We start from the raw sequence: 11,700 nt of genomic DNA, 5'->3' as shown, positions 1-11,700 counted from the left end.
CTCCTGATCCGTCCTCGCACGAAAGAAGTGGTCCATGCAGCTCAACAGCCATGACGAGTGGTCACCGCTCAAGGAGATCATCGTCGGCTCCGCCGCCAACTACACCTCGCACGACCGCGAGCTCTCCTTCGACCTGTTCTTCCACGAGAACCTGTTCCGCTCCGACTGGGCCTACCCGCGGCTGCACCAGGGCCGCACCGCCCCCGTCGGCGAGCGGGCCTGGACGATCAAGCAGCAGTACGTCGAGGAGCTCAACGAGGACGTCGAGGGTCTGGCCCGCACCCTCACCGAGCTCGGCGTGACCGTGCACCGCCCGCTGCCGCTGCCCCCGGACGCCGCGCCGATCAGCGGCCTGGGCTGGACCGCCGCCCCGGTCCCCCCGCTCAACCTGCGCGACAACACCCTGATCGTGGGCGACGAGATCATCGAGACGCCGCCGGCCATCCGCTCGCGCTACCTGGAGACCCGGCTGCTGGCCCCGGTCTTCGGCCGGTACTTCGAGCGCGGCGCCAAGTGGACCACCATGCCGCGCCCGATCCTCACCGACGCCTCCTTCGACCTGTCCTACGCCCGCGACACCGAGACCACCCTCGGCGGCCCCACCGAGCCGATCGCCGACCCGCAGCCCTCCCCGTACGACGTCGGGTTCGAGATGATGCTGGACGGCGCCCAGTGCCTGCGGCTGGGCCGCGACCTGATCGTCAACGTCGCCAACGCCAACCACGCGGCCGCCTGCGACTGGCTGGAGCGGCACCTGCGCGACACCCACCGGGTGCACCGGGTCCACCGGATGAGCGACAACCACATCGACAGCATGCTGCTGGCCCTGCGCCCCGGGACCTTCCTGGCCCGGCACGAGGGCATCCGGGACCTGCTGCCGGAGCCGTTCAACCGCTGGCAGGTGATCGTGCCGCCGCAGCCCTCCGAGTCGCACTTCCCGGTCTACGACGACGGCGACCTGGTCCTCACCACCCCGTACATCGACCTCAACGTGCTCTCCGTCAGCCCGACCGAAGTGCTGGTGAACGAGGCCTGCGTCGAGCTGATCAAGGTGCTGGAGCACGAGGGCTTCACCGTCGTCCCGGTCCGGCACCGCCACCGGCGGCTGTTCGGCGGCGGCTTCCACTGCTTCACCCTCGACACGGTGCGCGAGAGCGCCCTCGAGGACTACCGGGACTGACCGAGGCGGATCCGACGCGGAAGGAGCGGCGGCCGATGAAGCTGCTGATCGCCAACGAGGTCGACCCGATGCTCTCCTGGGTCGACTGGCGCACGTACTCGCAACGGCTGCTCTGGTTCGCCGAGGACGGCGACGTGCTGGTGCTGCCGGGGCAGCCGGACGAGGCGTTCCTGCGCCACGTCACCGAGCTGACCGGGACCGACCCGGACACCCTGGCCGTGCTGGTCCCGCCGTCGGGCCGCTACCGGGGCAAGGTGGTGGACCCGTACAGCCTGCTGGACGAGGAGTTCACCACCGGGCTGGCCAAGGCCCTGGCCGACCGGGAGGTGACCGAACTGCTCTCCTGCTGGCCCAGCCCGGTGCTGCCGATGCTGGCCGAGCGGCTCGGACTGCGGCACCTGGTCGGGGGCGCCGACTTCCTCGAACAGAGCGGCGGCGACCTGGCCAACAGCAAGGCCACCTTCCGTGCGCTGGCCGCCGCGGCCGGGGTGCCGATCATGCCCGGCGCGGTCTGCTACACCGCGTACGAGGCGCAGCAGGCGCTGCCCCGCCTGCTGGACGGCACCGGGGCGGTGCTGGTCAAGCAGTCGCACAACGGCGCCGGGGCGGGCAACCAGCTGGTGATGCGCGACACCTCGCACGCCACCGGCCACGTGGGCGCCAAGCTGCTGCACCAGCTGGCCCCCGGCCCCGACGGGGTGCGGGCCTACCTGGACGAGCACTGGGACTGGGCCTCGCAACAGGGCCACTACCCCGTGGTGATCGAGGAGTTCAAGCCGGCGGCGCGCACGGTCTACGCGGAGTTCGTCGCCGAGGACGACCGGGTGCGGCACACCGCCACCGGCGAACTCGGCTACGCGGAACGCCGATTGGTCCGCGAGTCGACGCCGGCGCACCGGCTGGAGCCGCAGCTGTGCGAGCGGCTGCTGGCCGCGGCCGCCCGACTCGCCGAGCAGTACCGGGCACTGGGCTACCGCGGCCACCTGAGCGCGGACGCGATCGTGGACCGGGCGGGCGACTTCGCCTTCACCGAGCTGAACGCTCGGGTGACCGGGTCGCTGCACCTCTACGGCCCGATCGCCACCCGGGTGGCCCGGGCCCACGACGAGCCCCGGCGCACCGTCACCCAGCACCGCACGCCCGCCGCCTGGCCGCCGATGGACCTGCCCGGCTTCCTGGCCGTCGCCGAGCAGGCCGGCGTCCGCTTCGACCCGCACCGGCGCAGCGGGGTGCTGATCGCGATGCCCCCCATGCCGGGCGTCCGCGGCGGCTTCGACTTCTGCATCGTGCACGGCTCCGCCGCCGAGGAGCAGGCCGTCCTGTTCGCCCTCGACCGCCAGCTGCGCCCCGCATGAGCCGCGCCGCCCTGGTGGACCTCGGACCGCTGCGCGAGTCGCCGGCCTTCCGCCGGCTCTGGGTCGGCCAGGGCCTGTCCGCCGTCGGCGGCCAACTGACCGTGTTCGCCGTGGCCCTGCAGATGTACCGGCTGACCGGGAGCTCGGCCGCCGTCGGCGGGCTCGGGTTGGCCGTGGCGGTGCCGAACCTGGCCCTCGCGGTGCTCGGCGGCAGCCTGGGCGACGCGGTGGACCGGCGCCGGCTGGTGCTGGTGACCAGCTCGCTGCAGGCCGGGGTCTCGGTGCTGTTCGCCGCCCAGGCGCTGGCCGGGCTGCGCTCGCCGGCCGTGCTGTACCTGCTGGTGGTGGTCCAGTCGCTGGTCGGCAGCGTGAACGCGCCCGCCCGGCGCACCTTCATGGCCCGGCTGCTGCCGCGCGAGCGGCTGGCCGCCGGGGCCGCGCTGAACACCCTGACCCTGCAACTGGCCGCGGTGCTCGGTCCGGCCGCCGCCGGCCTGCTGGCGGCCGGCTGGGGACTGAGGGCCTGTTACCTGGTGGACGCCGTCAGCTTCGGCGCCGCGCTCTACGGCGTCGCCCGGCTGCCCGCGATGCCGCCGCTGCCGGGCGCGCCCCGGCCGGGGGCGGCCGCGATCCGCGAGGGCCTCGGTTTCGTCCGGAGCGGGGGAGAGGTGGCCGGCGCCTTCCTGGCCGACCTGTCGATGGCGCTGGTCGCCTCGCCGACCGCGCTGCTGCCGGCCCTGGTCGCCGAGCGGTTCGGCGCCCGCCCCGGCGTGCTGGGCCTGCTGACCGCCGCGAGCGCGGTCGGCGGGGTGCTGGGGTCGGCCTGCTCGGGCCTGGTCGGCCGGATCGAGCGGCCGGGCCGGGCCGCGCTGGTCTGCTGCGCGGGCTACGGCCTGGCGGTGGCGGCGCTCGGACCGGTGCACGCGCTCTGGCCGACGGTCCTGCTGCTCGCCGTGGCGGGCGCCGCGGACACCACCGCGGTGGTGCTGCACTCGACCGTGGTCCAACTGGTGACGCCGGACCGGCTGCGCGGCCGGATCAGCGCGCTGGAGTACGTGGTCGGGATCGGCGGCACCCAGCTGGGCCGGTTCCGCGCCGGGGTGGCCGGCACCCTGACCGGCACCACCGTGGCCGTCACCGGCGGCGGCCTGGCCGGGGTCGGCGCGGCCGCCCTGGTCGCCGCCCTGCTGCCGGCCTTCACCCGCTACCGGGTGCGCCAGGAGCCCGCGGCCCGGGCGGCCGTGACGGGCTGAGCGAACGCCCGACCGGCCCGGACGAACCGCCGCGGGCCGAGTACGCGTCAGCGCAGACGATTGGGGAAGAACCATGCACGTGGTGCTGATCGGCGCCCGTACCGAGGCGGTACAGGCCCTGCTGGACGGGGGTCACCGGGTGACCCTGCTCTACGAAGGGGGCGAGCACGCCCGGGTCGCCGCGCTGCGCGACCGGCTCGCGCACGCCTGCGCGGTGGACTCCTACCTGGTGGTGGAGTCGCTCTGGTCCGCCCTGCACCAGGTCGGCGCACTCGCCGAGGGGGTGGACGCGGTGGTGTCGGTGCAGGAGAACGGCATGGTGCCGGCCGCCCTGCTCGGACGTCAGCTCGGCGCCCGCGCGCTCGATCCGGAACTGGCCCTGCGCTGCCGGGACAAGGCGGTGCAGAAGGCGGCCTGGCGTGCCGCCGGCGTGCCGACCGCCGACTGGCTGCTGCTGCCGGACGCGGGGGCCGGCCCCGAGCCGGTGAGCGCGGCGGTGGCCCGGGCCGGGCTCACCGCGCCGTACGTGGTGAAGCCGACCGCCGGCGCCGCGACCATCGGCGTGGCCCTGGCGCCCGACGGACCGGCGCTGGACGCCCTGGTCACCGATCTGATCGCCGACGCGCCCGAGCGCCGCCGCCTGCTGGTCGAGAGCTGGGTGGCCGGTCCGGAGTGGCACGCCGACGGCCTGGTGCGCGACGGCCGCCCGACCGCCCTGCTGCTCTCCCGCTACCGCTCGCCGCTGATCGAGACCAAGCAGGGCACGCCCACCGCCACCGTGGCGCTGCTGCCCGACCAGCACCCCGAGCTGTACCGGGAGGTGACCGCGCTGACCGACCGCGCGCTCGCCGCCCTGGGCCACACCGACGGCGTCTTCCACTTCGAACTCTTCGGCGGACCGGGGGAGTTCACGGCGGGCGAGCTGGCCGCCCGGCCCGGCGGCCACTTCATCGGCTCGCTGACCCGGCGGGTGCTGGGCATCGATGTCTGGGCCGCCGCCGTGCACCTGCTGCTCGGCGAGCCGGTCCCGGCGGGGCCGGCGGGCACCGAGGTGGTGGGCTTCACCGACATCCCGACCGTGGCCGGGCAGCCCAACCGGCTCACCCGCGCGCAGGTCGAGCGGATCCCGGGCGTGGTGGAGCTGGAGATCAAGATCCAACCGGGCGCGCCGATGCCCGACATGCGCGCCAACTCCGGGATCCGGATCGGCACCGCCCTGGTGGCCGCGCCCACCGAACAGGACTGCCTGGCCGCCCTGGACCAGGTGGTCGACACCGCACTGAAGGTCAACCAGCCCGGCGAGGAGTGAGGCAGACCCATGGAGTACCAGCCGATCGAACGCGCTCCGCAGGCGTTCCAGCAGCCGGTCCCGGCCGAGCTGATCGAGGCGATGTGCCGGCGGGCCTTCGGCGCGGCGGCGCGCGTGGTCTCGGCGGTCGAGCTCGGCGACGGTATGTACAACACCACCTACCGGGTGGACCTCGGCGAGCTCGGCCGGGTGATTCTGCGGGTCGCGCCCGAGCCCGCCCGGCAGTTCGGCAGCGAGCGGCAGCTGATGCGCAACGAGCACGCCGCCGCGCCCTACCTGGCACCGATCGCCGCGCTCACCCCGCGCACCCTCGCCGCCGACTTCACCCACCACCTGCTGGGCCGGGACTACCTGTTCCAGACCGAACTGCCCGGCCTGCCGGCGCCCGAGGGCCTGGCCCGCTACCCGCGCGAGCAGTGGCGCTCCTTCTTCGCCCAGCTGGGCACCATCGCCCGCGCCCTGCACCAGGTGTCCGGCCCGCACTTCGGCCCGGTGGCCGGCCCGGGCGCGGCCAGCTGGAGCGAGGCGGTGCGCACCGGCTTCGAGCAGGTCGCCGCCGACCTGGCCGACGTCGGCCTGGACCCCAAGGACGTGCTGGCCGCCGCCGCCCTCGCCGACCGGGAACGGGCGGTGTTGGACCGGGTGACCGAGCCCCGCCTGCTGCACGGCGACCTCTGGACGATCAACCTGATGGTCTCGCCCGACGCCCCCGAACCCACCATCACCGGCGTCCTGGACTGCGACCGCGCGAGCTTCGGCGACCCCGAGGCGGACTGGGTCGTCTTCATGGCCACCCGCCGCCCCGGCACCGAACGCGACGCCTTCTGGGACACCTGGGGCCCCCTCGCCGACACCCCCGAGGCCCACTGGCGCCGCCTCCTCTACCAGGCCCGCCACACCGCCGCGATCCTGCTGGAGTGCCACCGCCTCGACCGCCCGGACGAGGTCGAGGCCACCCGGCAGGACCTGCGCGAGCTGCTGGACCGGTTGACCTGACACGCCGTCCGCCTGACACCCCGTCGGCCTGACAGCCCGTCCGTCTGACAGCCCGTCCGCCGACCGGCGCGCCACGGACCCCGGCCCCCGCACCCGGGCGGCGGCGGGCCGGAGTGGCGGGCCGGGTGGCGGAATCTTGACGACCATGGGCGTTCACGCCACTCGTGGGGCGGGGGCCGGGCAGCGGAGGATGGCGGTGTCGCCGACCGGGGGAACCCGGAGCGGCCCGCCGGACCCCGTCCCGACCAGCAGGAACACGAGGTACTGCCCATGCCCGCCACCACCCCCGCCACCATCGTCGGCGCCGTCCTGAGCGTGCCCGCCGCCGCACCGGCCGAGGCCGCCGCGCACTACGCCGCCCGGCTCGCGTTCGAGGCCGACGTCTCCGACGTGCACGCCGACCTGGCCTCCGGCGCCCCCGGCGTGGTGGTGGTCGACACCCGCAGCAAGGCCGCCTGGGACCAGGGCCGGATCCCCGGCGCCGTGCACCTCCCCACCGCGCAGATCGCCGAGCTGGCGCCGCAGTCGATCGACCCCGTGCTGACCGTGGTCACCTACTGCTGGGGCCCCGGCTGCAACGGCGCGACCCGCGCGGCGCTGGCCTTCGCGCGGCTCGGCTACCGGGTCAAGGAGATGCTCGGCGGTTTCGAGTACTGGGTCCGCGAGGGCTTCGCCTACGACACCGCCGCCGGCACCGAGCAGCGCCCGATCGACGACCTGACGGCCCCGCGCTCGGGCATCTCCTGCGCATGCTGACCGACACCGTCCCGAAGCCCGCGGTGATCCGCCCGGCCACCGCCGCCGACCTGCCGGCGGTCGCCCGACTCTGCGCCGACCACGCCGCCTTCGAGCGGGTCGACCCCGTGCCCGCCGACCTGGCCGCGCGACTGGCACCGGTGCTGTTCGCGGACCGGCCCAGGGCCTGGTGCCTGGTGGTCGACCACGGTGGCGAGCTGATCGGCTACGCCACCTACTCCCGGGAGTTCTCCACCTGGCAGGCCGCCGACCACGTCCACCTGGACTGCCTCTTCGTCAGCGAGCAGCACCGCGGCGCAGGATGGGGGCGCGCCCTGCTCGACGCCGTGCAGGACGCGGCGGCGGCCCACGGCGCCGCACAACTCCAGTGGCAGACGCCGCACTGGAACACCGACGCGATCCGCTTCTACTCCCGCGCGGGGGCCCTGGCCCGGCCCAAGGTCAGGTTCACGCTCCCCGCCCGCCCGGCTGCGGGTCCGGCCACCCCCTGGCCGTCCCCGCCGGGACCGACCCGCCCGGGCCCGTGAGCGACCTGCTCGCTACGATCCGCATGTCGCGGACAACGGATCGAACGAACAAGGGGGCCGGCGGGTGTCGGAGAGCAATGACGAGCAGCAGCCGGTGCGACCGGCCGTCCAGCGCTGGCTCCCGGTCGCCCTGGTGGCCGGCGCGAGCGCCGTCGTCCTGGCGGTCATCGGCGGGCTCGCGCTGCTGGAGGGCGGGCCGACCCCGGCCGCCGCGCCCGCGCCGCAGTCGGCCGACCCCACGCCCAGCGAGGTTCCGCCGCCCAGCACGAGCACCGCACCGCTGCCGGCCCTGAGCCCCGTCGCGGGCCTGTCGCCCAGCCCCTCGCTGCAGCCCGCCGACGCACCGACCCAGGCCCCGCCGGGACAGCCGACCACCCTCGCGCCGGCCTCCCGCACCACCGCGGCGAAGCCGTCCACCACCCCGTCGGCCTCCATGGACCCGGGCCCCCGCCCCTCGATCAGCTGGGTCCGCCCGCACCCCACCAGCTGCCCGCCGGGCCAGGTCCTGCTCCACGAGCGCGACGGCAGCACCGACTGCGTAACGGTGATCACCGGCATCCCGATCCCCCGCACGAGCCCCGCGGCCTCCCCGACCCGCTGAGCCCCCGTCAGGGCGGCCGCCCGGTGGGGCCCGGGAGCTCAGGCATTGTTGGCCACAAGCATGGTCAGAGGCTCCCGGCAGCGATCAGGCCCAGGCCGATCCACCAGCCGATCCAGTACGGTCGCAGCCGGCCGACCCGCCCTGCGTCGGAGTCCGGCGCCTCGATGCCCCACCACGCCCGGCCCGCCCCTGCCAGGAGCACCGCCCCGCCCGTCGCCACTGCGCCGCACACGCACTCGCCGAGCAGCCCGAGTGCGGCACGGAAGGTACTGCGACGGTTGCAGTCGTGCCCTGCGCAGCGCGCACGTCCGGCCGGTCGCCGGGCCCCGGCGTCGGCGGCGCGGAGCCGGCCATGTCGAGCGACCAGCTCCAGACCTCGGACCCGACGTGCACTGTGCCGCTGCAGACGAGGAACAGCCCGGTGAACAGTCGGCCGAACAGACGCCTCATGTCTTCCCCCGAAGATCGTTTCTGTTGTTCGTCGGGAGAGCAGCGGATGGCTGTTCGGGCCTTCACAGGACCGGACCTGACGGGTAGTCAGGCAAGTTCATCAATCGGCGCAAACCGGCCACCAAGGCCGCACGAAGGGATATGTACGCCTTCTTTCCCTCATAATTCCCCCTCTGTACGCACCATTTGGCCACCCTCCGAGCCCTTCCGGCCAGGTCCGACCGGGGCACTTGTTCGAGAACGGACAGTGCCTGAATGCTCGTTGGCGGCCCCGGTCCGCGCGACCGCGTCGGTCGGGCCCGAGGCCCGGGCCTACTGGGGTCACCCATGGGGAGGGAAAATGCGTTCGATCCGCACGGCGGCGCTGCTTGCCGCCGGCACTACCTTGATCACCTCGACGGTGGTCCTGGCCGCGAGTCCGGCCAGTGCCGTCGCCGGCTGTCCCACGGCGGACGGTGCCAGCCACTGCTACGCACGAGGGGCCTTCGGGCCGCTCGCGGGGCAGGGCCCGGTCTGGATGGATGCGATCGGCACCGACCTCGAGGTGGACTGCCTCTCGGTCGGGAACCGGTCCACCGACTTCGCCGACTACGAGATGTGGATGACCACGAACAACAACTACGACGCCTACGACTTCTGGGTCGAGGAGGGCATGACCGCCGGGACGCTCTACGCCGCCCCGGGCGCACCGCAGGGCTTCGTCTGGTACTGGGCCGACTCCCGGCCCAACGGCGGCGGCTACAACGAGCACTACGTCCGCGACGCGTCGACCGGGAACTACACGAACGTCAGTTTCTACTTCGTGCAGGGCACCGGGGACTGGAACGTCTTCCTGGGCGGCTCCCAGATCGGCACCTCGGCGGGGGTGGGCGCCTACGCCGGCAGCGCGGCCAACGGCGTGGAGGTCACCACCCGGGACACCACCATCGTCGGCAACAGCGCCAACTGGCAGTACCGCCAGAACAACGTCTGGAACTGGGCCCCTGCCGCCTGGCAGAACACCAGTGGCAACCTGCTGTCCGGGTGGACCAACGGGCCGTCGGTCCACGCCCAGACCAACAGCTGCTCCAGCCACAACCTGGCTCCGCAGTCCGCGCCCGCCCCGCAGGCGGCAACGCCCCAGCGCCTGTCGGAGATCGCGACCCAGTTCGCGGCGCTGGCCGGCGACACCCACGCGACCAACCGCCGCTACGTGAAGACGACCCGCAAGGCCGCCAACGCCCTGAACGGCGCGCAGGTGGCCGCTGACGGCCAGTCGTACCTGATCCAGCTGGACGGGAAGTTCACCGTCCCGTCGGCGAAGACGCCGAAGGGCCAGAACGCGCCCACCGGTACCGAGCTGAGCATCACGGTCGATGCCGCCACGGGCCGGGTGACCGACTGGGGCGTCAGTGCGTCGTCCTCGGGCCTGGAGAAGCTGGGTGCGGTGTCGCAGCTCGGCTGACCGAACGACAGGACTCCCCCCGGGTGGCAACCGGGGGGAGTCCTGTGCCCGTCAGGGTCGGCGTCACCGGTTCGGGTTCGAGGTCGCCGTCGGCCGTGCCGTGTCCTGGAGAGCGGGGACGGTGACCGCGGTCGCGTTGACGTCGCGGCTGCCGTTGGAGGCAGTGCGGCAGGTGTCCACGCCGATGCGGACCTCCACGTCGGGCCCGCTCGGGTAGACGAACCGAACGGCCGCGACCGTGTGGGCGTCAGTGACGCACCGCACGGCGCCCTTCGGTGCGGCGTCGAGCGAAGCGACCAGCGCACTCAGTCGCGAGCCGGACAGGCCTCCGGAGCCACTGAGCACCGGGCCTGCCGGGCTTCCCGACGCTCCCGTCGCCGACGTCCGGTCGTAGAGGCAGACCCAGGCAGACACGGGGGACTCCGGAACGATGACCTCCTCGACGCCCGGGCGCCGAGAGACGGTCAAGGGCTCCAGCCGGGCAGCACACGGTCGATCGACACCGCCCGCCCGCACCTGCAGCGTGCTGTCCTGCCGGTCCGTCACCATCGTGGCGACCGACGCGCCGCCCGCGAGAACGACGACGGCGCCGGCCGCACCGAGCAGGGCGATCCGACGGCGCCTGCGGTGCCGAGCGCCGGACGAGACGCCGGCGAACAGGTCGGTGTCCCCGGTGGGGAGGGCTGCTGCCGTCTCGTCCAACAGTTGTCGGAGGACTGTCTCCTCATGGGTTTGTTCGTTCATGCCACCTCTCCCGGGGTCTCGGACAGCATCGCGGCCGGCGCCAGCCGGCGGAGAGTGGAGAGCGCCTTGGCCGTCTGGCTCTTCACCGTCCCGACGGTGCATCCCATCGCTTCGGCGGTCTGGGCCTCCGTCAGGTCGGCGTAGAACCGCAGGACGATGACGGTGCGCTGCCGCGGCGGAAGGCGGCGCAGCGCATCGGTCAGGACCACGCGATCGGTGGAACTGGTCTGCGGGTCGGCCACCACGGCGCCGTCCGGGACGTCCTCGTGCGGGATCTCCGCGCGCCAGCGTCGACGCCGCAGCCAGCCCGCGTACGTCGTCACCAGGACCCGGTACACGTACCCGTCGACGTTCTCCACCCGGCTGATCCGCTCCCACCGCGGCCACACCCGCACCAGAGCACTCTGCACGAGGTCGTGTGCCAGATGCGGGTCACCGGTGAGCAGGAACGCCGAACGCAGCAAGGACGCCTGCCGCCCGTTCACGTACTCGTGGAACCCTGCGGGCTCACGCATCGCCTCATCACCCCTCTCGGACAGAACAATGCACCGACGGTCGGGAATGGTTGTCCGCCCCATCGGGATCGGTTCCGGATCCTGCTCGGCCGCCCGGGTGAACAGGTGCCCCCGGGCGTGTCCCCGGGCGCGGGTGCGCGGTTGGGCAGAGGGTGATCCGTGATGGTGAACCCGCTCTGATGACCGATCCCCGTGCGGCGTGGGCCGCGTGCCCGCCGGCCGGGCCGCCGGCTGCGGCGGGGGAGGACCCCGACCCGGACGCGGAGACGTTCGCCCTGGCCGGGACGCTCTTCGACACGTTGCACATCGAGGTGAACGCCGCTTCGTGGGCCGACCTGGCGACTGCGCTGGCCACCGCGGAGGTGCCGCTGGAGGTCGGCGACGTGGCGGCGCTGCGCCGGCTCTCGAAGCTGGACCCGGACCTGTCCGCCGTCATCGCCCGCTGGATCCGGACGGCGTACCCCCAGGACTGACGGCCGCGGCGCCGCCCGCCGGGCCCGGTCGGCCGACCCGCTGCTACGCGTCGTACGCCGTGGACCGGCCGGCGTTCTCGGTCCTGACCGTCTCGTG

The 11,700-nt window shown here is 73.9% G+C and carries 13 protein-coding genes; 10 read left to right on the top strand and 3 right to left on the bottom strand.

Translation table 11 applies throughout. The features are described 5' to 3' along the window. Window positions 1-34: 34 nt before the first annotated feature. From ACFW1A_RS31755 to ACFW1A_RS31720, 8 genes are all read left to right on the top strand, one after another. Complete coding sequence (locus ACFW1A_RS31755) at window positions 35-1,180, top strand: glycine amidinotransferase (protein ID WP_380414958.1); 1,146 nt, start codon at window positions 35-37, stop codon at window positions 1,178-1,180. A 35-nt stretch (window positions 1,181-1,215) separates the two neighbouring features. Continuing rightward, window positions 1,216-2,535, top strand: a complete 1,320-nt coding sequence (locus tag ACFW1A_RS31750) for a hypothetical protein (RefSeq protein ID WP_380414956.1) — start codon at window positions 1,216-1,218, stop codon at window positions 2,533-2,535. Next, window positions 2,532-3,788 carry an MFS transporter gene (locus tag ACFW1A_RS31745; protein ID WP_380414954.1) on the top strand — a complete coding sequence of 419 codons (1,257 nt, stop codon included), beginning with the start codon at window positions 2,532-2,534 and terminating at the stop codon, window positions 3,786-3,788. The genes ACFW1A_RS31750 and ACFW1A_RS31745 overlap by 4 nt, the downstream gene beginning before the upstream one ends. A gap of 73 nt (window positions 3,789-3,861) precedes the next feature. Then, complete coding sequence (locus ACFW1A_RS31740) at window positions 3,862-5,097, top strand: hypothetical protein (protein ID WP_380414952.1); 1,236 nt, start codon at window positions 3,862-3,864, stop codon at window positions 5,095-5,097. A gap of 9 nt (window positions 5,098-5,106) precedes the next feature. Beyond that, a complete protein-coding gene (locus ACFW1A_RS31735) occupies window positions 5,107-6,093 on the top strand; it encodes a phosphotransferase family protein (RefSeq protein WP_380414950.1) in 987 nt (328 codons plus the stop codon). Between the two features lie 270 nt (window positions 6,094-6,363). Continuing rightward, the gene (locus ACFW1A_RS31730) at window positions 6,364-6,849 is read left to right on the top strand and encodes a rhodanese-like domain-containing protein (RefSeq protein ID WP_380414948.1); all 486 of its coding nucleotides are present in this window, start codon (window positions 6,364-6,366) and stop codon (window positions 6,847-6,849) included. Next, window positions 6,843-7,376, top strand: a complete 534-nt coding sequence (locus ACFW1A_RS31725; RefSeq protein ID WP_380414946.1) for a GNAT family N-acetyltransferase — start codon at window positions 6,843-6,845, stop codon at window positions 7,374-7,376. Before ACFW1A_RS31730 ends, ACFW1A_RS31725 begins: the two co-directional genes overlap by 7 nt. Before the next feature lie 64 nt (window positions 7,377-7,440). Beyond that, on the top strand, window positions 7,441-7,977 hold the full coding sequence (locus ACFW1A_RS31720; RefSeq protein WP_380414944.1) for a hypothetical protein: 537 nt from the start codon (window positions 7,441-7,443) through the stop codon (window positions 7,975-7,977). A 64-nt stretch (window positions 7,978-8,041) separates the two neighbouring features. Here the strand turns inward: ACFW1A_RS31720 and ACFW1A_RS31715 are convergent, their stop codons facing one another. Beyond that, entirely contained in the window at window positions 8,042-8,179 is a 138-nt protein-coding gene (locus ACFW1A_RS31715; RefSeq protein ID WP_380414942.1) for a hypothetical protein, read from the bottom strand. Window positions 8,180-8,767: 588 nt separating this feature from the next. On the opposite strand from ACFW1A_RS31715, the gene ACFW1A_RS31710 reads away from it, so the two are divergent. After that, a complete protein-coding gene (locus ACFW1A_RS31710; protein WP_380414939.1) occupies window positions 8,768-9,871 on the top strand; it encodes a hypothetical protein in 1,104 nt (367 codons plus the stop codon). A 63-nt stretch (window positions 9,872-9,934) separates the two neighbouring features. Here the strand turns inward: ACFW1A_RS31710 and ACFW1A_RS31705 are convergent, their stop codons facing one another. Further along, entirely contained in the window at window positions 9,935-10,615 is a 681-nt protein-coding gene (locus tag ACFW1A_RS31705; protein ID WP_380414937.1) for a hypothetical protein, read from the bottom strand. Beyond that, window positions 10,612-11,130, bottom strand: coding sequence for a SigE family RNA polymerase sigma factor (locus ACFW1A_RS31700; protein WP_380414935.1), 519 nt, complete (start codon window positions 11,128-11,130; stop codon window positions 10,612-10,614). The genes ACFW1A_RS31705 and ACFW1A_RS31700 overlap by 4 nt, the downstream gene beginning before the upstream one ends. A 179-nt stretch (window positions 11,131-11,309) precedes the next feature. On the opposite strand from ACFW1A_RS31700, the gene ACFW1A_RS31695 reads away from it, so the two are divergent. Beyond that, window positions 11,310-11,603, top strand: a complete 294-nt coding sequence (locus ACFW1A_RS31695; protein ID WP_380414933.1) for a hypothetical protein — start codon at window positions 11,310-11,312, stop codon at window positions 11,601-11,603. Window positions 11,604-11,700: the final 97 nt, after the last annotated feature.

The sequence above is a fragment of the Kitasatospora sp. NPDC058965 genome (assembly GCF_042741245.1).
GTDB lineage: Bacteria > Actinomycetota > Actinomycetes > Streptomycetales > Streptomycetaceae > Kitasatospora.
This window is presented reverse-complemented; position numbering and strand designations above follow the sequence as displayed.